Source organism: Marinifilum flexuosum (assembly GCF_003610555.1).
GTDB classification, from domain to species: Bacteria; Bacteroidota; Bacteroidia; order Bacteroidales; family Marinifilaceae; genus Marinifilum; species Marinifilum flexuosum.
Window position 1 is genome coordinate 2,395,564 of record NZ_RAPQ01000008.1, and the last position, 21,127, is coordinate 2,416,690.

Here is a 21,127-nt window from a genome sequence, read left to right on the forward strand (position 1 = left end):
TGCAGCAGCCAAAGTCCCCATCTTAGGGGGATTCAGAGGGTGTTGTATTTATGGGTTATGAGCTAAGGATTTTTTTCCATTCTAAAGTGAAATTAGAAATTTCAAGTTTGACAAACCTCAAATTACAAATCTGAGGTAGCTTGAGCCTTTCACGAAAAGAACTCAGCTTATTATACAAATAACTTGAAAATACAGGCAGTTAATTCAACTGCGGGTTCTTTGCTTTTCCTGATAAAAGAAGAAGAAGCACTACGATTGCCACACCAATGTATCCCGCAAGGAAATAATTGCCGGTAAGCGTATAAATTCTGCTAAAGAACAAAGGAGCAATTGCGCTGGCAAAAACAATAAGCGACATGGATAATCCGCTAATGGCACCCAAATGCTTTCGGCCAAAAAATCGAGGCCAGGTTAGCGATGCCAATACTGCAAATAAGCCTCCCATAACACCATTGCCGAATATTAAAATGTAATATCCCATAGGATAATTTAGAATTGCCACACCAAGTGCCGATAGCAAACATCCAAGTAAATACACCAATAAAAGCTTTTGCAATCGAGTATAATCGCTAAGAATGTTGCCAACAAAGGCTGTGATGATAGATACGATAGATGTTGGTATAAATACGCTTAGGGCTTTTTGTTCGGAATAACCACATGAATCGAAAATAGAGATCACATTAAATGTAAAACCTGTAACAAAGAAAGCGCTAAAGCATAAGGCAAGGGCAAAAATCCAGAATACCCATGTGCTGCGAGCTTCGGGTAAGGTATAGTCTCTTTTGGGGGTAAAAGAAGTGTTGTTTTTCGATTTTGCTTCAAGTACTTTTCCATCGGGAATTAAACCACATTCTTCAGGATTATCTCGGTAAACGATAAAGGCAAAAACCACGAACAAAAGTGTTAAGATTGCCAATATCTGGTATGCGGTTCTCCAATCGAATTCACCAATTAACATGGCGATAAACAAAGGTGCTACTGCAAAACCAAAGGATTGTATGGCACTGGAAATGCTATTGGCCAACCCTCTGCGTTTGTCGAACCATTTCATAATAAGGTTGCGCGAAGCAAGGGTTAATACCCCTTGTCCCGAAAAGCGCAATAGAAAGAAGAAGATGGATACCATTGCGAATGAAACCACAGAGTATTTAATGCTGAAGGTTTTTGACAAGCCGCTTGCTATACCTGTTGAAGCTGAAAACAGCATGAGTGTAATGGCAAGGGTTAATGCTGCGATAATGGCAGTAAATCTTGCTCCGAATTTGTCGTATATTTTACCAGCATAGGTCAATATGGTCGAGCTTGCCACGGTTCCGATTAAATAAGCAGTACTTAATGCATCTCTGTTTAATTGTAATTCGTCAATTAAATAATCGGTAAAGACAGAAACACCAATGGTTTGTCCGGGAATGCTGCAAAGTACACCAATGGTACCGGCAGCCATACTTATCCATCCGTAGAAAAATGGGATTTTTGCAGGTGCAAAAGGAAAATTCGGATTTCTTTTCATTCAAGTTTTGGTTGATAGCTATTGACCTGCAAAGGTAGTCGATTTTGTTTATCTTGTTAATTAAAATTAAATAACAGATTATTAACAGTTCACAAAAGAATTACTCTCTATTTTGATCCGCGAAAATTAAAAACCAATTAAAATGGAAAATTTAGGAAAATTACTACTTAGAGTAAGTGTTGCAGGTTTAATGTTGCCTCACGGTATTCACAAATTAATGAACGGAATTGGTGGTGTAAAATATTTGTTGGGACAGGCTGGTATGCCACAGTTTTTGTCCTATGGAGTTTATATTGGTGAAATTGTAGCTCCAATTTTAATGATATTGGGTTTGTACACCAGAGTTTCAGGACTATTGATTTCATTTACCATATTGGTAGCTACTGCGGCGGCTCATGCTCACGAAATATTTAAATTTACCGAGTATGGTGGCTTGGTTATAGAGTTAAATGCACTTTATATATTTGCCGCACTGGCTGTAGCACTTATCGGACCAGGTAAATTCCGATTGGGAAATCAGAGAGGATTCTGGAAAGAATAGTGATCAGTTAGCAGTTAGCAGTTATCGGTTATCGGTGTTGATTTGATATTATTTTTATCTTGCTGAGAAATATAGTGATATGAGTATTTTAGCTTATTAACAGATAATTTGAAAACAAAGAAGTTTGCCTGAAGGGCAAAAATATGAATAGCCCAGGGTAAAGAAGTGAAGGGACTGCTACCCTGGCTTAATTGTTTATAGCACAAATCGTCGCACTTAATGTCCTTAATTATTGAGATTTTATTGTTGCGACGAGAATAAATTATTGATTACTTCTTTTTTGGATTTAGGGGGTAATCATAGAAATTAACAATAGATTAAGAAATAGAACTCGAAATACATTGTACATTTGTACTTGTACTTCGAGTTTTTTTTATGATCAGACATTTTACTCGCTTTTTTCAGCGAGAACAACAATATTCAGCAGTAGGAAAAGATCTATTTAAATTGGCCATTCCAATTATTGGATCTTATTTATTGCATACAGCTTATAATCTTACCGATATGATATGGGTAGGATCATTGGGAAGTAATGCTGTAGCGGCGGTAGGATCGGCAGGTTTCTTTCTGCACCTGGGCTGGGCAATGGCTTCCATAGTTACGGTTGGAGCCAATATTAAGATTTCACATTCGGTAGGAGCAAAGGATGAGGAGGGAGCAGGTAGGTTTGCTACCTCGGCACTTTGGGGAATTGGAATTATTGCCGCCATATTTTCAATCATTTTCTGGGCATTTCCCGATAAATTTATCAATTTCTTTCAGATGCAGGATCCAGAGGTGAACGAAATGGCCACCTCTTATTTGGTGATTAGTACATTTGGCGTGATATTAAGTTATGCCAATCTCTTATTTATTAGCATGTTTAATGCTCATTCGGAAACCAAAATTTCTTTTAAAGCCAGTTTAATTGGAACTGCGGCCAATATCGTACTCGATCCCATATTGATTTTTGCTTTGTCGCTTGGTGTTGATGGAGCAGCATATGCAACCATTATAGGTCGCAGCTTAAGCTTGATTTATTTCTTTGTGATATACAAGAAAACTGCAAATATTAATTTCAGAGGACTATTGCCTAACCTGGACAAGTTTAAAACCATATTTGCTGTTGGAACACCAGCTGCCATTCAGAGAATATCATTTTCCATTATCTATATCTTTTTGGCAAGAATTATTGCAGAATGGGGACCTAATGCCATTGCCGTGCAAAAGATTGGAGTGCAGATAGAATCCATTACCTTTATGATTGTAGGAGGCTTTATGCAGGCAGTTACCATTATGGTAGGACAGAGCTATGGTGCTAAAAATCTGACCAAAGTTCCCAATATTTACAGGGCTGGTTGGAGAATGTCATTTGCTGTGGGATCGGTAACTACAATTATTTTTCTATTGTTGCCTGAAACCTTATTCTCCATATTTGTTCCTGAACAGGAAAGTATATTAATGGGTAAGGAATATTTAATGATTTTAGCAGTTTCTCAGCTGTTTATGTGCCTGGAGATGATTAATGCTGGGGTGTTTAATGGTTTGGGAAAAACAAATATATCGGCAGCCGTAAGCGTTGTTTTTACAACTTTACGTTTGCCGGGAGCATACTTCCTGGGTTTCTATACATTCTTAAGCTTAAATGGTGTATGGTGGAGTATTACAGGAAGTAGTATATTGAAGGGAATTGTAATGTATTTGCTGCTTAGGGCATATATGAAAAAAGATACTTTTGGAAAAATTTAATGGTATGAATCATTTAATCAATAATATTACAAAAACATTGACTTGCCCAGGTATTAAAGCAAGTATTACGGATGGTTTATTTGGAATCGAAAAAGAGAACGTTCGTGTTGATGAGATGGGGAAAATGGCCAATACGCCACATCCCGGGATTTTAGGCGATAAGTTTCGTCATCCATTTATTACTACTGATTTTTCTGAGAGTCAGGTGGAAATGATTACCCCACCATTGAAGAGTATTGCAGAGGTACATGGTTTCCTGGAAACACTAAACGATGTGATTTCGGAGAATTTAGGAGAGGAATTGTTATGGCCGCAAAGTTTGCCTCCATTATTGCCTGATGAGGAAGAAATTCCGATTGCAAAGTTTGGAGAAGAAGGAGTGCATAAGGAAAAATACAGAGAAGAACTGGCTATTAGGTATGGAAAAGAAAGACAGATGTTGACTGGAATTCATTTCAATTTTTCTTTATCAGATCGATTGGAACGAAAGCTTTGTAAAGCCATTAATTGGCAAGGAAATCAAACTAATTTTCGAGAGGTAGTGTATTTGAAAATGGTTCGCAACTTTATGCGTTACCGTTGGCTTTTGGTTTGGTTGTTTGGCGAAAGCCCGGAAGCTGACCCATCATTAAAGATGAAATCCTTGCGTACCGGCGAAAAAATGAGAATGGGCTGTAGAAAAGCGGTATCAATTCGTACCAGCTCAACGGGCTATAGAAATGCAGAGGAGTATTTTGTTGATTTCAACAGTCTGCTGTTGTTTAAAGAATCGATGAAGAACCTTGTTGGTTCTGGTAAACTACTTTTAGATGAGGAATTGTACCTGCCAATCCGTTTGAAATTTGCGAACGATGGCAAGAGTATCTCGCATCTTGAAGTTCGAATTCTTGATTTGGATCCTTTCGAAAAGTCGGGTGTATCAAAAAACAGGTTGTACTTTATTCATCTGTTTATGCTGTATTGTTTGTTCAAAGAGGAAGAGAATACTTACAGCGAAGCAGAGCAAAAAATAGCTGCAAAAAATCACGATTGGGTGGCTTGCAGTGGTATGAATCCTGATCTTTTGTTGAAAGATTTCGATGGAAATATGCTGAAGATTGAGGAAATGCTTCAAAATATCCTGTTTGAGGTCAAAGATTTTGCAAAAGCATCAGGAATTATTGATAATGAATGTTATCGACTGGCTTTGGAGGAAACCGAAGGTTTAATCCTTGATCCAGACACCCGTTCTTCGCTAAAGGTAAAGCAGCAAATAGAAGAGGAAGGCTTTATTAATTTCCATTTAAAGCTTGCAAAAAAATACAAAACCGAAAGTGAGATGAGTGGCTTCCGTTTTCACGGATTTGAAGACTTGGAATTGTCTTCTCAGCTGTTAATGAAAGCTGCATTGCGCCGTGGTGTGGAATTTAAAATTTTAGATCGAAGCGAGAATTTTATCAGCCTGCACAGAGGGGATAAAACCGAATATGTAATGCAGGCCACACGAACATCATTAGACAATTATTCAAGTGTTCTGATGATGGAAAACAAGTTGGTTACAAAGAAGATTCTGGAAAAATCGGATATTCGTGTTCCTGGTGGTTTGGATTATCGTGACGTGAGAGAAGCACAATCGGATTTTGATTTGTTTGAAGGAAAAGGAATTGTGATCAAACCCAAATCAACCAATTTTGGCTTGGGAATTACAATCTTGAAAGAAAATAATAGCGAAGAGGTATACAAACGCGCTGTTGAGATCGCTTTCGAGCATGACAATAGTATTTTGATAGAGGAATTCGTTTCCGGAAAGGAATATCGATTCTTTGTAATTAACGAACAAGTTACAGGTATTCTTCATCGTGTACCAGCCAATGTTAGAGGCGATGGGAGTAGTTCAATAAAACAATTGGTTGAGGAAAAGAATAAGGATTCATTGCGTGGTAGAGGATACCGAACACCTTTGGAAAAAATCAGACTGGAGGAAGCAGAAGCAATGTTTTTACAGGATCAGAGCTTGGATTTTGATAGCGTTCCTGCAAAAGATGAAATGGTATACCTGAGAGAGAATTCCAATATCAGCACAGGAGGCGATAGCATCGATTTTACAGATGATATTCATCTTTCCTATAAGGAAATTGCGGCAAAATCAGCAAAGGCTTTGGGTGTTAGAATTACAGGTTTGGATATGATGATTGAAGACATCACAAAACCAGCAACAAAAGACAACTATGCCATTATTGAAATGAATTTCAATCCGGCAATTCATATTCATTGTTATCCATACCAAGGGGAGAATCGCAAGTTGAACGAAAAAATATTGGATGCATTGGGTTTTTAAGTAAATTCAGGCAATAAATCTCAATTTGAACCCTTCTCTGCATGAACAAAACGAAATACATCCTTAAAAGTTTGTGGTATTATCGCAAGCAGCATTTGGCTGTTTTGCTAGGAACAATTGTTAGTACAGCCGTATTAACCGGAGCGCTAATTGTAGGCGATTCTGTAAGAAACAGCCTGCATGAATTGGTGAACCTACGTTTGGGCAAAGTAGAATATGCCATGACAACTGGCGATCGTTTTGTGCGTGCCGAATTGGCAAATGAAATTGCAAATGATCTGGATGCATATGTGGTTCCTCTTATACAGACTGATGGCATAGCTGTTCAGCCAGAGAGCAACACGAGAATCAATAACATTCAAGTTTATGGTGTTGATGCTTCTTTCAACAATTTATCCGATACGCAGCTTTACAATTTAAAAGCAGATGAAGCCTGTTTGAGTGCAAATCTTGCTGAAAGAATGAATGTAAAGCAAGGTGATACTTTCTTGTTGCGCTTAAAGAAGGCCAGTGTAATTCCTGCCAATGCGCCTTTTGTATCCGATGAAGATCAGAATGTTGCCTTAAGACTAAAGGTAAAGGCCATTTGTGATGATTTACAATTGGGTAGGTTTAGCTTAAAGAGCAATCAGGTTGCGCCTTACAACATATTTCTTTCAAGAAAATACTTAGCGAAAGAGTTGGAATTGGAATCGGTAGCCAATTTGATTTTAGTTGCTTCTAAAGGTGTAAAAGAGCTGGATTTACAACAATTGCAGGAAAGCTTATCCACAAACTGGAAACTGGAAGATGCCAGCTTGAAAATTCAAGATGTAAAAGGAAGCTCGCAAATAGAATTGATATCCGATCGAGTTTTTATTGATACTCCAATTACTGATTTGGTTCATGAAATTTCGGGTAAGAAAGAATATGTGTTGAGCTATTTTGTGAATAACTTAGGTGTAAATGATAAGGAAACGCCATATTCTTTTATTACTTCAGTTGATACATGTCAAATTAAAGAAAATGAAATTATTATTAACTCTTGGTTGGCCGATGATTTAAATGCTAAACTTAGCGATACACTTCAAATTAAATACTACAGAATTGGAGCTTTAAGGCAATTGGTTGAGGAGTCCAGAGCATTTATCATCAAGGATATTCTTCCAATTACTGATTCGCATTGGGATCAATCCATGATGCCATCATTTCCAGGTTTAACAGATGCTGGCTCATGTAGTGAATGGGAGGCAGGTGTTCCGGTTGATTTTTCAAAAATCAGACCGAAGGATGAAGATTACTGGAAAAAGTACAAAGGAACTCCTAAGGCTTATATTTCATCGAATACAGCCATTAACTTATGGAGTAACAAATACGGGACTTATACTGCTGTAAGGTTTGATACAAAAGATGATATCAGATCGAAAGTTCAGGAGCTGGTTACACCAGATGTATTGAATGTTGGATTTGAAGATGTTAGAAATGAAGGAAAAAGAGCAGCCAGTAACATGGTAGATTTTGGAGGTCTATTCCTAAGTTTAAGCTTCTTTATTATCGCGGCAGCAATTTTGCTTACTGTTTTAATCTATTCTTTGAACCTGGATAACAGGAATGAAGAAACAGGGATTCTTCTTGGTATAGGTTTTAGCAAGTCGAAAATCATTGCCATTCGAATTTACGAATCTATCATTACCGTAATTCTTGGTGGCATTTTAGGTGTATTGTTGGGCATCATTTACAACAAGTTGATCTTATCCGCATTGAATTCTGTTTGGCAAGACGTGGTACGAACCAATATGCTGGGAGTTCATTTGGATAGGAGTACATTGACAATTGGTTTTGCTTCAGGTGTGATCATTGCTATCATATGCATTGTATTTGTAACCCGAAAAAAGGTGAAGCAATCGGTTGTTGAGCTGATCAAAGATGTTCATCAAGAGAATCTTGCAGATAAAAGGTCAACTTACTCCATTTGTATCGCTTTGTTTTCATTATTGGTGAGTATTACCATTATAGCATATGCATTCTCATCTTCGCTGGAACAGAATGCCGAGTTATTGTTATCAGCAGGAGGTCTGTTTTTAGTATCTTTTTCTGCATTTGTGCATTATTATTTGAATAGGTTCAGTACAAAATTCAGCAAGCAAACTCCAAGTATAAAAGACTTATCGGTTAAAAATGCTGCGCGAAATGTAAAGCGCAGTCTGGCAATAGTTGTTTTGTTGGCATTGGGGACATTTTCGGTTTTAATCACCGGAGCGAATCGCAAAACATTTCAGGATTCGGAAAATTCCAATCAATCGGGAACAGGTGGATATGAATATTGGATTGAGGCTACGCTTCCTATTCTAAATGATTTAAATACAAGTGAGGGCCAGGAAAAAGTTGGATTCTGGGAAGGAGATTTGGATGAATCAGTAAGCTTTGTGCAGTTTAGAGCATTGGAAGGAGATGATGCGAGTTGCTTGAATTTGAATCAGGTAAGTAAACCAAGAATATTGGGATTTAATACTGCGGATTTTGAAGATAGAAAGTCCTTTAGTTTTGCAAAGTTACTTCCTGAGGTTGATAAAGAGAATCCTTGGAGTGCATTAAATCAAAACTTTGGTGAAGATGTGATACCTGCCGTTGCAGATCAGACTGTGATATTGTGGGGCTTGAAAAAAGCAGTAGGAGATACTTTGGTTTACCAGAACGAATATGGAAAAGATGTGAAGCTGTTGCTTGTTGGAGGTATGGCAAATTCTATTTTTCAAGGCAATATATTGATATCTGATAGCTTGTTCCAAAAGAACTTCCCATCGGTTAGTGGCTCTAAAATTATTTTGGCAGAATGTCCAAAAAAGGATTCTTTGTTTATGATCAATTTTGAAGATAACCTTCAGGACTTCGGTGTAAGAGGAAGTAAAAGTTCGGAAAGAATGGCTGCCTTCTATTCTGTTGAGAATACCTATTTAAGTATGTTTATGATACTGGGAGGTTTGGGTGTAATTATAGGAACAATTGGTTTAGGCATTGTTTTGTTGCGAAATGTTTGGGAACGCAAAAAGGAGTTGGCTGTGCTAAGGGCTATCGGTTATACCGAGAGCAATATCTTTAAACTCTTGTTTAGTGAGAATTTGTTTTTATTGGTACTTGGTTTGCTTGGAGGAATTTTATCAGCATTAATTGGCGTGCTGCCTTCTTTGTTTACGAATGCCTTCCAGATGCCATACTTGTATGTGTTGTTGCTTATATTGGCCATTACCATTAGTGGCTTGGCATGGATTTATATCCCTTTAAAGGTAATTCGCAGACAGAATATCATTGAGTCCTTACAAAACGATTAATTTGTAAAGCCAAAAGCTAATAGCTTTACTAACAAGAGGCTTAGTTTTAAATTATCAGTCTGGTTGGATGAGCTGCAAAGATGAAACAGACTTAATCGTATGTTTAAGGGCAATGTTTTAGAATAGCCTTTTTAATAGATTGAGGAAATCATTTTGTTTTATCTTTGTCTGTATACTTCATTAAATAGAAATAACACACAAAATTTAAATTATCATATCATGTCCGAATTTAAATATCAGAAACCATTTCCGATAACAAAGGATACTACAGAATATCGTTTGTTGACTAAGGATTATGTATCAACAATTGATGTTGATGGAAGAAAAATTCTTAAGGTTGATCCTAAGGGATTAGAGATGTTGTCGAAAGCTGCATTCTCTGATGTTTCTTTTTATTTACGTCCTGCACACCTTGAAAAGTTGCAGAACATCTTAAAAGATGAAGAAGCTTCAGATAACGATAAATTCGTTGCTCATACCATGTTGATGAACCAGGTAGTTTCGGCTGATGGACAGTTGCCAACTTGTCAGGATACTGGTACTGCAATTGTGGTAGCAAAAAAAGGTGAAGATGTTTACACTGGTGCAAATGATGCTGAGCATCTTTCAAGAGGTGTTTACGAAACTTATCAGGAAAGAAACTTAAGATATTCTCAAGTTGTTCCTTTCAGCATGTTCGAAGAAAAGAACACAGGAAATAACTTGCCAGCACAAATTGATATCTATGCAAATCAAGGAAGCGAATATGAATTCTTGTTCTTAACCAAAGGTGGTGGATCAGGAAACAAAACTTTCTTGTACCAGCAAACCAAGGCTCTTTTGAACGAAGAGAACTTGACCAAGTTTATCAAGGAAAAAATTAAAGATCTGGGTACTTCTGCATGTCCTCCATACCATTTGGCTTTGGTAATTGGTGGTACTTCTGCTGAAGCAAACCTTGCTACAGTTAAAAAAGCATCTACCGGTTATTTCGATCATTTGCCAACAGAAGGTAATGAAGGTGGTCAGGCTTTCCGCGATTTAGAGTGGGAAAAGAAAGTAGAGCAAATCTGTCGTGAAAGTGAAATTGGAGCTCAGTTTGGTGGTAAATATTTCGTTCACGATGTGAAAGTAATTCGTTTGCCTCGTCACGCTGCTTCTTGTCCGGTTGGCATAGGTGTAAGCTGTAGTGCAGATAGAAATATCAAAGCTAAAATCAACGAGGATGGTATCTTCCTAGAGCAATTGGAGAAAGATCCGGTAAAATACTTGCCAGAAGAAGCTCCTGCAATGAAGGAAGCTGTTGATATCGATTTGGATCAACCAATGGAAGACATCTTGAAGGAGTTGACCAAGTATCCAATCAAAACTCGTTTGAATCTTTCAGGAACTATGATTGTTGCCAGAGATATGGCACATATGAAAATTCAGGAAATCTTGGATGAAGGTAAAGAGATGCCTGAATACTTCAAGAATCACCCGGTATATTATGCAGGACCAGCTAAAACTCCGGAAGGAATGGCTTCAGGTAGTTTCGGACCAACTACTGCAGGTCGTATGGACCCATATGTTGACGTGTTCCAAAAAGTTGGTGGTTCAATGGTTATGGTGGCAAAAGGTAACCGTTACCAATCAGTAACCGATGCTTGTAAAGCAAATGGTGGATTCTATTTGGGATCAATTGGTGGACCAGCTGCAGTATTGGCTAAGAACAGCATTAAATCAATCGAAGTGATCGATTTCCCTGAATTGGGAATGGAAGCGGTTCGTAAGATTCGTGTAGAAAACTTCCCGGCATTTATTATTGTTGACGATAAAGGAAATGATTTCTTTGCAGATATGTAAAAAGAGAATCAATATAAAAATGAAAGCTTGCATCATTTGGTGCAAGCTTTTTTTATGAAAGTATATGGTTTATTGCTAACTGTTCATTGTTCACTGATCATTGTAAATCAGGTTTTCTTCTACTTTCCTTCTTTTTCGAAAGCTCTTGTTTATCAGTCTTTCGTTTTTCAATAGAAGCTCTTGTTGGACGAGTTTTCTTCCTTGGTTTTACTGGTTTTAAAGCCAATTCAATCCATTGATAAAATTTCTGAATTGCAATTTCTTTATTCAGAACTTGTGAGCGTTCGGTTTGAGCAGTTACAGACAATATTCCTTGACTATTGATATGGTGATATAGTTTTTTGAAAATGGTTTCTTTTTCTTCCTGTGAAAGAATGTTTGAATCAAACACGGAAAAACGCAATTCAACTTTTGAATTCACCTTGTTTACATTTTGTCCTCCCGGACCACTGCTTCGTGAAGTGATAAATTCAAATTCTTTGCTCAGATCTTTTGAAAATTTATAGTCATCTTTCATAGTAAGTAAAGATATATTCAATATTTGAAATAGAAAGGGATAGCATGAAAAATGCTGCCCATTTGCGCAGCATTTTGACATATTTAATGTTCTTTATTCAGGTAATCCATATTTTTCAACAACAAAGTCAAGATCTTTGTCGCCACGACCGCTCAAATTCAATAGGATGGATTGACGAGGATTTTTCTGGGCCAATTTCAATGCATAAGCAACTGCATGCGAGCTTTCCAAAGCAGGAATAATACCTTCCGAACGGCTAAGCTCAAAGAATGCATCAATACATTCTTTGTCTGTGACAGAATGGTATTCTACTTTATTCCAATCTTTAAGCATAGAGTGTTCTGGTCCAACTCCAGGATAATCCAATCCACTTGCAACAGAGTAGACAGGATCTGGTTGACCTTCTTCATCTTGCAAAAGATAACATTTAAAGCCATGAATCACTCCTGGTTTCCCAAATGTTAAAGTTGCAGCATGTTCTCCTTTATCGAATGATCTACCTGCAGGTTCAACACCATGTAATTTACATTCCTTATCCTCTAAAAATGCAGAGAAAATTCCCATTGCATTACTACCACCGCCAACACAGGCAACAACATTATCGGGAAGTTCACCTGTCATTTCCTGAAATTGATCTCTTGCTTCAATCCCTATAACTCTTTGGAACTCTCTTACCATCATAGGAAATGGGTGAGGACCAACAACAGAACCAATACAATAAATCGTATTAACAGGATCTTTAAGGTAGGATTGAAAAGCAGAATCAACAGCTTCTTTTAGCGTTTTTAAACCATGCGTAACAGGAATCACAGTGGCACCCAAGATTTTCATGCGCATCACATTGGGATGCTCTTTGGCAATATCCACTTCACCCATATGGATTTCACATTCTAAACCAAAATAAGCAGCTGCTGTTGCCAAAGCAACTCCATGCTGGCCAGCACCTGTTTCTGCAATCAATTTCTTTTTGCCCATGTATTTAGCAAGTAAGGCTTCTCCCATACAGTGGTTCAATTTATGGGCACCAGAGTGATTTAAATCTTCTCTTTTAAGATAGATTCTTCCTCCATATTTATTGGATAATCTGTTACAGTAGTATACAGGTGTTGGTCTACCTTGAAAATGCTTGCGAATACTTCTTAACTCAGAAATGAATTCATGAGATTTACTGATGGAATAATAGGCATCATTAATTTTCTGCATTTCTGCATTTAACTCTTCTGGAATATAACTTCCTCCATACTCACCAAAATACCCTTTCTCGTCAGGATATGTCTTAAAATAATTGCTCGACATGTATTAAAATTTGGTTAATAATCTTTTGTGGTTTTTAATTATCAGCTCAAATATAGCAATCGGAATTGGTTTTGTTTATCGTTGCTGATTGTTGTATAACAAAAATGCAATGTCCCTTAAAAACTTCCAGCCCGGAATGCCATTGGAAAAGATTATAGACTACTCGCACCCGGATAAGAAATCGCAGAAACATTGCATTGTTGACAAAGGTAAAAAAATAACGATTCATCACATTTATCTTGTAGTATTGATTTTAACTGAATTTTCTAAATAGTATTTAACTGCTTATTTACATTGCAATTGGATAGCGATATTTGTAATTTGTATAGATTCAATTTAAATAAAAACGGAGGTTGCGATGAGTGAATTAAAAGTATCCCCAAATGGGCGAGTTGCTTTTGTAAGTGGGGCAAATAGAGGAATTGGAAGGGCAATAACCATTGAATTGTTAGAAGCCGGAGCAAAAAAAGTTTATGCAGGTGTTAGAAATATCAAGTCTCTCGATGATTTAAAACCAGAATATGGAGAGAGATTGGTACCAATTTTATTAGATCTTAAAAATGATAAGACGATTATTAGAGCGGCAAGGCAAGTAAAAGATGTTGAAATTTTAATTAATAATGCAGGAGTATATGATGCAGGAGGTTTTTTTTCAGATGATACATTAGATAGTTTATCTGATAATTTTGAAGTGAATGTTTGGGGATTGGTAAAACTCAGTACTTCCTTAATTGATCATTTGTTGAATAAACCATTTTCGGCAATAGTAAATGTTGCTTCGGTGTTAGGTTTGGCAAGCATGCCCGTAGCTGGCACTTATTCTGCTTCAAAAGCGGCAGTTCATAGTATTACCCAAGGAATGCGAGGAGAGCTTCTAAATTCGAATGTACTGGTAATGGGTGTATATCCAGGTCCGATTGATACGGATATGACCAGAGATCTTGATATGGATAAAGATTCTCCTCAGAATGTGGCAAAGAATATCATAACAGGATTAAAGAAGGGACAGGAGTATGTATTCCCAGATATGATGTCGAAACAGGTTGGTGAATTGTACCTTACTGAACCAATTACAGTAGAAAAGCAGTTTGCTCACTTTGTTTCAGAAGAGCAAGAAGTCTAATCAAGAGTATATGATGTTAAAGGAGAGATCAGTATTGATCTCTTTTTTTGTGTTAAAAAATTTGCGAAATGAGAATATTCTCAATATGTTTGTTTTAAAATTATTGATATGCCACGACGTACAAGATTAAGAAAGGTTGTAGAACCTCCACGATTTAAAGGATATAGGCCTTATGGTGTAAATTCTAAAAGACGAGAATCTATTGAATTGCTTTATGAAGAATATGAAGCCATTAAGTTGGCGGATTACGATTTGATGAATCATAAGGAAGCGGCAGAAATTATGGGAATTTCACGTCCTACTTTTGCCAGAATTTATGAAGCTGCAAGAAGAAAAATTGCCCAGGCTTTAGTGGAAGCAAAAAATATCAAAACAGTATACGGCAATGCCATAATGGATAAAGATTGGTTTGTTTGTAATAAATGTCACGCTCGTTTTAATATCCCTAAAACAATGACAAGTGACAAATGTCCTGCATGCAATTCCAATGATATAGAATCTTTAAATAAATAAGATAGATGAAAACAATAATAACAGCAACAGGAAAAGGAGAAGAGAAACTATTTGATTTACGTTTTGGACGTGCAGCTTGGTTCTGCATTTACGACGATGAAACAGACAATATGGAATTCTTCGAAAACAAACATGTAGATGCTCCATCAGGTGCAGGAGGTAAAGTAGTAGAAGAAGTTGTAGAGTGGGGAGTATCAAGAGTAATTTCAGGTGATTTTGGACCTAAAGCGAAAGACTTATTGGAAAAGTTCGATATACAAATGGTGATCCTGAAAGATGATTGTAAAACCATTAAAGAGATCGTAGAGAATTTTAAATCATAAAACAATTTGTTATGCCACGAATGGATCGAACCGGCCCCGAAGGAAAAGGTTGTAGAACGGGTCGCGGATTAGGAAAATGCCGAAGTAAAGATGACCGAACATTACTAGATAAGCTAGGCACAGGTTTAGGCTTGAAAAGAAAGAGTGGCGGTGGATTAGGTAAGCAAAGAAGGAATAAAAGCGGAGAATAGATAATCTCTAAAAGAACTAAAATCATAAACAATGAATAAGAAAATCGCAATACCAGTAAAGGAAGGCGTATTAGATTCGCATTTTGGACATTGTAGCCATTTTGCATTAATTGAAGTTGAAGGAAAAGAAATAATTGCAGAGGAATTGGTAGAAGCACCGCCACATGTACCAGGAAAATTGCCTCCATTTTTGGCTAATCTTGGAGTAACTGATGTTCTTGCAGGAGGAATGGGAGCGAGAGCCATTGAAATATTTAATGCCAATAATGTGAATGTATTTGTAGGTGCTCCAGCATTACAAGCTAAAGAGTTGGTTACTGGTTTCTTAAATGAAACCATTGAATTTAATGCTAACTGTTGCAATCACTAATTACCTTAGTTTAATATGAATTCAGAATGTTTAGCTTGTCAGGCTAAAACAATAAATCATATTGCAAATAAATTCGGATCAGATCAAAAAGCGACTGCTAAATTCAAAGAGGAAGCAAATTACATTGTTGCCAATAGCCAGTCGCTTCCTACTCCTTATTCTGGTTTATTACTACATCGTCTGGCAAAGAGAATTTTTAAAACCGAGAATTTATATGCCAATGAAAAACTGAAGGCAAATAAACTTCTTCAACTGAATTATTCGCATTGGAAATCTCTTGTTTCAAAATCTGAAAACCCTTTGTATGTAGCGGCTAAGTTAGCTGTAATTGGCAATATTATTGATTATGGAGCTCATTCGGTTCCCGATGATATTGATTCAGAAATTAAGCATCTTTTGAAAAAGGAATTCGCATTAAATGAGAGCGAAGAGATGTTTGAGGCAATAAAAAATGCCAAAACTGTTCTTTACTTAGGCGATAATGCAGGAGAAATTGTTTTTGATAAACTCTTTATTGAGACTTTAAATCATCCCAACTTAATCTTTGTGGTAAGAGGTGAACCAATTATCAATGATGTTACTTTCGAAGACTCTCAGTTTGTAAAAATGGAGGAGGTGTGCAAGGTGATCTCCAATGGTCATGATGCCCCTTCAACGCTGTTGGAAAATTGTTCAAGCGAACTCCAAAACTTATACAAAAATGCTGATGTGGTGATATCCAAAGGACAAGGAAATTTGGAAGGTCTTTTGGATGAAAAAAGGGACAACTTGTTTTTCATGCTAATGGCAAAATGTGATTTAATAGCGGGTAGGCTTGGAGTTAAGAAAAGAGATTTAGTGATTAAGCAAAACAAGAAATAATACCGATTACGAAATAAGTAAGAGTCTTTTATTTTAAAAGGCTGACAGATTATATATCGGCATTATACCTAAATAATTTGAGAGCATTTAACAGCTCTCTATCTAAAAAAAATGGTATAAGATTATGAGCTATAAAATAGCCGTTTGTAGTGGAAAAGGAGGAACGGGTAAAACAACCCTTGCGGTTAATCTTTTTTCTACCATACAAACGAAGTGGACAAAAAGTGTACAGTTAATCGATTGTGATGTGGAAGAGCCTAACGATTTGCTGTTCTTTAAGGATGCCAAAATAATTAACCGCTCAACAGTAAATCAGCCTGTTCCTGTAATTGATGAATCGCAATGTACTTTTTGCCGCAAATGTGAAGAGTATTGTGAGTTTAATGCCATATCAATTATTCCATCGGTAAAGTATGCATCAGTTGATCCCAACATGTGCCATTCTTGTGGTGCCTGCTTGCATGCTTGCAAGTTTGGTGCAATTCAGGAACATCAGCATCCGATTGGAGAGTTAACCAATTATTCCAGAGGAAATCAAATAGATATTCTTGAAGGAAGTCTGAAAATTGGCTCTCCTATGCAGACAAAAATCATAAAGGAATTAAAGGCAAATGCAAGTGATGAATCGGATATTTTAATTTACGATGCACCTCCTGGAACAAGTTGTCCGGTAGTAGAAACTGTTTCCGCTGCAGACTTTGTCATTTTGGTAACTGAGCCTACACCTTTTGGACTATACGATTTGCGCCTGACTGTTAATTTGATAAAAGAAATGCAGAAAGATTTTGGGATTGTTGTAAACAAAGCAGGATTAGGCGATAGAGAGGTGTATGCTTACATTAAAGAGGAAGACATTGAGCTATTGGCTGAAATTCCATTTAATCGTGAGTATGCTGGTCAATATGCACAGGGTAAACTTCTTTCTGATGTTCCACCTCTGATTGAACAGGAATACCTAAAACTGGCAATTTATCTGAAAAACAGAATGAATCATGATTGAAATAACAATACTAAGTGGGAAGGGTGGAACAGGTAAAACTGGCATTACAGCGGCTTTTGCAAGTTTGGCAAAGAATACTGTTTTTGCTGATATCGATGTTGATGCACCAGATTTACATCTGATTTTGAAGCCGGAAGTTAAGGAAGAGAATCAATTTTTGGGCGCAAGAATTGCCACAATCGATAGACAAGTATGTACCAATTGTGGTTTGTGTAAAAAGGAATGTAGATTCGATGCAATTCACTATAGAGCAGAAGGAGGTTTGGAGGTAAATCCTTTCGAATGTGAAGGATGTCGCCTTTGTGAGAGGATTTGTCCTGTTCAGGCAATCAGTTCAGAACACAGTACCAACAATTATTGGTTCGTTTCCAATACTCGATTTGGAAGCATGTTACATGCTAAAATGGGGCCGGGAGAGGAGAACTCAGGAAAGCTGGTTACCACGGTAAGAAAAAATGCCAAGGAAATAGCACGTGAACAAAATGCTGCTTTTCTTCTGAATGATGGTCCTCCTGGAGTTGGTTGCTCTGCAATTGCTTCACTTACCGGAGTAGATAAGGTGATATTAGTAACTGAACCTAGTAAGTCTGGTTTTCATGATGCAGTAAGACTAATTGAATTGGTTCAGAAGTTTAATATCCCATTGTATGCCGTGATAAACAAATGTGATATCAATACGGAGATAGCGAAGCAAATGGAAAGCTTCTTTCTTACACAGGGCATTCAACTTTTAGGAAAAATTCCATTTAACGAAGAGATGGTGCATGCCATTGTAAATCAGAAATCAATCATTGAATATCGACCAGATTCGGAAATTGCCGGGAAGATTGAGGAAATGTGGAATAAAGTAACTGAACCAATTAAAGAATTAAAATGATAGAAGGAGAGTGTCGGATAAGACCAAGATATGGAGAGGTAGATCAGATGGGTTATGTGTACCATGCCAATTATGTAGATTATTGTCATTTTGCACGAACCGAGTTGATGCGATCATTTGGGATAAATGATAAAGTGTTGGAAGAGAATGGAATTATGATGCCGGTAATCGAAATGAATCTGAAGTATAAAAAACCAACTGCCTACGATGAAGAATTATTGGTGATTACAAGAATTCCAGAAATGCCTTTAACTCGATTTAAGTTTAATTTTGAGTTTAGAAATCAAAAAAACGAATTGGTTTGCAAGGCAAATTCAACTCTGGCTTTCGTTAAAAGTGATAGTCGTAAACCAATAAAAGTACCTGAAATGGTATTAAATAGTTTAAAAGAAGCCTTTGTAATGTAAGAGGTGTTTTATAATTCCTAAAAATACTTAGTATGAGCAAAATGAAATTAAATATTTGGATTGATTTACTGCTGCTATTATGCTTTTCGCTTGTAGTTGGAATCGGCTTTTTGATTAAGTATGTGTTAATTTCAGGCCAGGAAATATGGGCTAAGTATGGTACACAGGTGAATTTGGAATTTTTAGGGATGAACAGACATGAATGGGGTAATATTCACTTGATTTGTGGGGTAATTATGATATTTCTATTGGTTTTACATGTAGTTTATCATTGGAATCTGATAAAATCAATGTTTGCAAAGTTTATGGGCTTATCAGGAGGTGCTTTGGCTGGAATAAGTGTTTTCTTGCTAATTTGCTTGTCTTTTATTCTATTGCCATTTTTCATTAATCCTCAAGTATCGGAGCAAGCAAGAGGAAATAAACATTATCAAATTGAGAAAAGAATGCATAAACATCAATCTCAAGTTAAATAGCAAAGGATATACTATTTAAATATGTATTGATGCTAACGCAATTTAAAATAACAAGTAGTAGCGTGATCATGTCCTTAATATTTGGCTTATAGACATGATTAAAAAAGCAGGATCAATTGATCCTGCTTTTTACATTAGATACCAAATTGGCATTATATTTTTTCTTTAGCACGCTTTAGTGCTTCTTCAAAATTGTCACAAATGTCCTTCTCAGAAATAAAGTCGGCAATTTCACATCTTTTCAGCTCAAGTCTTACTTCTTTATTTACGCCAGACAATATGACCTTTGTTTTACGGTTGGAAAGATTTTTAATTATTTCTGTAAAATTTCTAATTCCCGTAGCATCTATAAAAGGAACGTGTCGCATTCTGATGATTAAAACTGAGGTAGAATGCTTAAGTTCTCGTAAAGTTTCCTGATATCTTTTGGCAGCAGCAAAAAAGAAAGGACCACTAATTTCATAAATCTCTATCTCTTTTGGGATAAGATTGTAATTCTGAATTTCATCGGTTTCAGTTTCAACAGGCATTACACCATTTATTTTTGACATGCGATACATGAAAATTAGCGCAGCCAAAACAATTCCAAATTCAATTGCTACAGTAAGGTCAACCAATACGGTTAGGAAGAATGTAGTTAGCAAAACGATGATGTCGAAGCGCGATCCTTTTAATATAGATCGGAACGAACGCCATTCGCTCATATTGTAGGAAACAACAATCAGAATACCTGCTAAACACGACATCGGAATCAGTTTGGCCCACTTACCAAATACCAACATGATTAACAGAAGTGTTAATGCATGAACAATTCCGGCAACAGGAGTACGTCCACCATTTTTTACATTGGTAGCAGTTCTGGCAATTGCACCGGTTGCAGGAATCCCACCAAAAATAGGAGAGAAGATATTGGCAATACCTTGAGCAATCAATTCAGTGTTGGAGCGATGATTACCACCAATCATACCATCGGCTACTACAGCTGAAAGCAATGACTCAATTGCACCCAAAATGGCAATGGTTAAAGCAGGTTGAAAATAGTTATGCACCAAACTCCAATCGATATTGGGCATGTCAAATGAAATGGAGTTAGGTATTTCTCCATATATCGATTCTATTGTATTTACAGGCAATTCTAAAACTTGAACCAATACAGTCATTGTAATAATGGCAATAAACGATCCAGGAATTTTTGGAATTAGTTTTCCTGCATATAAACTGATTAAAATGGTTCCAACACTAATGGCAATGGCATAAACATTAAGACTATCCAAATTCGTGAAATAACACATCCATTTCTCAATAAATTCAGAAGGAACAGAATCAATATCCAAACCAAATGCAGACTTGATTTGAGTAGAAAAAATTACCAAGGCAATACCAGATGTAAAACCAACAATTAAGGGATGCGGAATAAATTTAAGGATTGCACCCAAGCGCAGTAATCCAAAGAGAACGAGAATAATACCTGCTAGAAAGGTAGATATCATTAAGCCATCTAATCCATACTGATTCACAATACCATAAACAATAACGATAAAGGCTCCTGTAGGTCCTCCAATTTGAACCCTACTACCACCTATAAACGATATTAAAAATCCGGCAATAATTGCAGTAATCAAACCTTTTTCGGGCGAAACACCCGAAGCAACAGCGAAAGCAATTGCCAAAGGAAGTGCAACAATACCTACAATTATACCTGCGAATAAATCTTTTTGAAAAGATTGAGAATTATAGCCTTTTAAAACTGAGAACAGTTTAGGCTTGAAGATAGATTTCATTGAAATTTGATTTAGTTACCAAGTAAAACTCCAAATGATTGATATAAATCTCATCTTTTCTTCTGTAGCTGTACTAAAAAATACAACGTAACTCTGCTATGTTTTAATTTTTTAGATTTCGCCACAAAAGAAAATCCAGAAATTTCTATTTCAATCATTCAGAA

General features: G+C 36.7%; 19 protein-coding genes. 15 read left to right on the plus strand and 4 right to left on the minus strand.

The features are described 5' to 3' along the window. Positions 1 to 199: 199 nt before the first annotated feature. A complete protein-coding gene (locus BXY64_RS09725; RefSeq protein ID WP_120239678.1) occupies positions 200 to 1,510 on the minus strand; it encodes an MFS transporter in 1,311 nt (436 codons plus the stop codon). A 142-nt stretch (positions 1,511 to 1,652) separates the two neighbouring features. Here BXY64_RS09725 and BXY64_RS09730 point away from each other — a divergent pair, with 142 nt between their 5' ends. The 5 genes from BXY64_RS09730 to BXY64_RS09750 all read left to right on the plus strand — a co-directional run bounded on the left by BXY64_RS09730 (position 1,653) and on the right by BXY64_RS09750 (position 11,228). Next, positions 1,653 to 2,051, plus strand: a complete 399-nt coding sequence (locus BXY64_RS09730) for a DoxX family protein (RefSeq protein ID WP_120239679.1) — start codon at positions 1,653 to 1,655, stop codon at positions 2,049 to 2,051. Between the two features lie 375 nt (positions 2,052 to 2,426). After that, on the plus strand, positions 2,427 to 3,779 hold the full coding sequence (locus tag BXY64_RS09735; RefSeq protein WP_120239680.1) for an MATE family efflux transporter: 1,353 nt from the start codon (positions 2,427 to 2,429) through the stop codon (positions 3,777 to 3,779). A 4-nt stretch (positions 3,780 to 3,783) separates the two neighbouring features. Then, positions 3,784 to 6,096, plus strand: a complete 2,313-nt coding sequence (gene gshAB, locus BXY64_RS09740) for a bifunctional glutamate--cysteine ligase GshA/glutathione synthetase GshB (protein WP_120239813.1) — start codon at positions 3,784 to 3,786, stop codon at positions 6,094 to 6,096. Positions 6,097 to 6,137: 41 nt separating this feature from the next. After that, entirely contained in the window at positions 6,138 to 9,404 is a 3,267-nt protein-coding gene (locus BXY64_RS09745; RefSeq protein WP_120239681.1) for an ABC transporter permease, read from the plus strand. A 219-nt stretch (positions 9,405 to 9,623) separates the two neighbouring features. Further along, positions 9,624 to 11,228 (plus strand): fumarate hydratase, encoded by a 1,605-nt coding sequence (locus BXY64_RS09750; RefSeq protein ID WP_120239682.1) that lies wholly within the window; start codon positions 9,624 to 9,626, stop codon positions 11,226 to 11,228. Positions 11,229 to 11,325: 97 nt separating this feature from the next. On the opposite strand, the gene arfB is transcribed toward BXY64_RS09750, so the two are convergent. After that, positions 11,326 to 11,745: an alternative ribosome rescue aminoacyl-tRNA hydrolase ArfB gene (arfB, locus tag BXY64_RS09755; RefSeq protein ID WP_120239683.1), complete on the minus strand. Its 420-nt coding sequence runs from the start codon at positions 11,743 to 11,745 to the stop codon at positions 11,326 to 11,328. A gap of 93 nt (positions 11,746 to 11,838) precedes the next feature. Then, the gene (gene trpB, locus BXY64_RS09760) at positions 11,839 to 13,041 is read right to left on the minus strand and encodes a tryptophan synthase subunit beta (protein WP_120239684.1); all 1,203 of its coding nucleotides are present in this window, start codon (positions 13,039 to 13,041) and stop codon (positions 11,839 to 11,841) included. A 358-nt stretch (positions 13,042 to 13,399) separates the two neighbouring features. On the opposite strand from trpB, the gene BXY64_RS09765 reads away from it, so the two are divergent. The 10 genes from BXY64_RS09765 (at position 13,400) to BXY64_RS09810 (ending at position 19,182) form a co-directional block, all read left to right on the plus strand. Further along, positions 13,400 to 14,164, plus strand: a complete 765-nt coding sequence (locus BXY64_RS09765) for an SDR family oxidoreductase (RefSeq protein WP_120239685.1) — start codon at positions 13,400 to 13,402, stop codon at positions 14,162 to 14,164. A gap of 108 nt (positions 14,165 to 14,272) precedes the next feature. Then, entirely contained in the window at positions 14,273 to 14,677 is a 405-nt protein-coding gene (locus tag BXY64_RS09770; protein ID WP_120239686.1) for a DUF134 domain-containing protein, read from the plus strand. Between the two features lie 5 nt (positions 14,678 to 14,682). Continuing rightward, positions 14,683 to 15,000, plus strand: coding sequence for a NifB/NifX family molybdenum-iron cluster-binding protein (locus BXY64_RS09775; protein ID WP_120239687.1), 318 nt, complete (start codon positions 14,683 to 14,685; stop codon positions 14,998 to 15,000). Positions 15,001 to 15,011: 11 nt separating this feature from the next. After that, on the plus strand, positions 15,012 to 15,191 hold the full coding sequence (locus BXY64_RS09780; RefSeq protein ID WP_120239688.1) for a DUF5320 domain-containing protein: 180 nt from the start codon (positions 15,012 to 15,014) through the stop codon (positions 15,189 to 15,191). A 31-nt stretch (positions 15,192 to 15,222) separates the two neighbouring features. Next, positions 15,223 to 15,561, plus strand: a complete 339-nt coding sequence (locus BXY64_RS09785) for a NifB/NifX family molybdenum-iron cluster-binding protein (protein ID WP_120239689.1) — start codon at positions 15,223 to 15,225, stop codon at positions 15,559 to 15,561. Between the two features lie 15 nt (positions 15,562 to 15,576). Further along, complete coding sequence (locus tag BXY64_RS09790; protein ID WP_120239690.1) at positions 15,577 to 16,422, plus strand: damage-control phosphatase ARMT1 family protein; 846 nt, start codon at positions 15,577 to 15,579, stop codon at positions 16,420 to 16,422. Positions 16,423 to 16,546: 124 nt separating this feature from the next. After that, entirely contained in the window at positions 16,547 to 17,422 is an 876-nt protein-coding gene (locus BXY64_RS09795; protein ID WP_120239691.1) for a P-loop NTPase, read from the plus strand. Further along, the gene (locus BXY64_RS09800; RefSeq protein WP_120239692.1) at positions 17,415 to 18,299 is read left to right on the plus strand and encodes a P-loop NTPase; all 885 of its coding nucleotides are present in this window, start codon (positions 17,415 to 17,417) and stop codon (positions 18,297 to 18,299) included. Before BXY64_RS09795 ends, BXY64_RS09800 begins: the two co-directional genes overlap by 8 nt. Beyond that, positions 18,296 to 18,706 (plus strand): acyl-CoA thioesterase, encoded by a 411-nt coding sequence (locus BXY64_RS09805; protein WP_120239693.1) that lies wholly within the window; start codon positions 18,296 to 18,298, stop codon positions 18,704 to 18,706. Before BXY64_RS09800 ends, BXY64_RS09805 begins: the two co-directional genes overlap by 4 nt. Before the next feature lie 32 nt (positions 18,707 to 18,738). After that, positions 18,739 to 19,182, plus strand: coding sequence for a DUF4405 domain-containing protein (locus BXY64_RS09810; RefSeq protein ID WP_120239694.1), 444 nt, complete (start codon positions 18,739 to 18,741; stop codon positions 19,180 to 19,182). Positions 19,183 to 19,334: 152 nt separating this feature from the next. Here BXY64_RS09810 and BXY64_RS09815 read toward each other — a convergent pair whose 3' ends face one another. After that, a complete protein-coding gene (locus BXY64_RS09815; protein ID WP_120239695.1) occupies positions 19,335 to 20,963 on the minus strand; it encodes a SulP family inorganic anion transporter in 1,629 nt (542 codons plus the stop codon). Between the last annotated feature and the right edge of the window lie 164 nt (positions 20,964 to 21,127).

Coding starts and splice junctions, on each gene's coding strand:
- BXY64_RS09780 (WP_120239688.1), top strand. CDS start 15,012: ATGCCACGAATGGATCGAACCGGCCCCGAAGGAAAAGGTTGTAGAACG.
- BXY64_RS09730 (WP_120239679.1), top strand. CDS start 1,653: ATGGAAAATTTAGGAAAATTACTACTTAGAGTAAGTGTTGCAGGTTTA.
- BXY64_RS09795 (WP_120239691.1), top strand. CDS start 16,547: ATGAGCTATAAAATAGCCGTTTGTAGTGGAAAAGGAGGAACGGGTAAA.
- BXY64_RS09765 (WP_120239685.1), top strand. CDS start 13,400: ATGAGTGAATTAAAAGTATCCCCAAATGGGCGAGTTGCTTTTGTAAGT.
- gshAB (WP_120239813.1), top strand. CDS start 3,784: ATGAATCATTTAATCAATAATATTACAAAAACATTGACTTGCCCAGGT.
- arfB (WP_120239683.1), bottom strand. CDS start 11,745: ATGAAAGATGACTATAAATTTTCAAAAGATCTGAGCAAAGAATTTGAA.
- BXY64_RS09735 (WP_120239680.1), top strand. CDS start 2,427: ATGATCAGACATTTTACTCGCTTTTTTCAGCGAGAACAACAATATTCA.
- BXY64_RS09775 (WP_120239687.1), top strand. CDS start 14,683: ATGAAAACAATAATAACAGCAACAGGAAAAGGAGAAGAGAAACTATTT.
- BXY64_RS09805 (WP_120239693.1), top strand. CDS start 18,296: ATGATAGAAGGAGAGTGTCGGATAAGACCAAGATATGGAGAGGTAGAT.
- BXY64_RS09770 (WP_120239686.1), top strand. CDS start 14,273: ATGCCACGACGTACAAGATTAAGAAAGGTTGTAGAACCTCCACGATTT.
- BXY64_RS09810 (WP_120239694.1), top strand. CDS start 18,739: ATGAGCAAAATGAAATTAAATATTTGGATTGATTTACTGCTGCTATTA.
- BXY64_RS09785 (WP_120239689.1), top strand. CDS start 15,223: ATGAATAAGAAAATCGCAATACCAGTAAAGGAAGGCGTATTAGATTCG.
- trpB (WP_120239684.1), bottom strand. CDS start 13,041: ATGTCGAGCAATTATTTTAAGACATATCCTGACGAGAAAGGGTATTTT.
- BXY64_RS09750 (WP_120239682.1), top strand. CDS start 9,624: ATGTCCGAATTTAAATATCAGAAACCATTTCCGATAACAAAGGATACT.
- BXY64_RS09800 (WP_120239692.1), top strand. CDS start 17,415: ATGATTGAAATAACAATACTAAGTGGGAAGGGTGGAACAGGTAAAACT.
- BXY64_RS09745 (WP_120239681.1), top strand. CDS start 6,138: ATGAACAAAACGAAATACATCCTTAAAAGTTTGTGGTATTATCGCAAG.
- BXY64_RS09725 (WP_120239678.1), bottom strand. CDS start 1,510: ATGAAAAGAAATCCGAATTTTCCTTTTGCACCTGCAAAAATCCCATTT.
- BXY64_RS09815 (WP_120239695.1), bottom strand. CDS start 20,963: ATGAAATCTATCTTCAAGCCTAAACTGTTCTCAGTTTTAAAAGGCTAT.
- BXY64_RS09790 (WP_120239690.1), top strand. CDS start 15,577: ATGAATTCAGAATGTTTAGCTTGTCAGGCTAAAACAATAAATCATATT.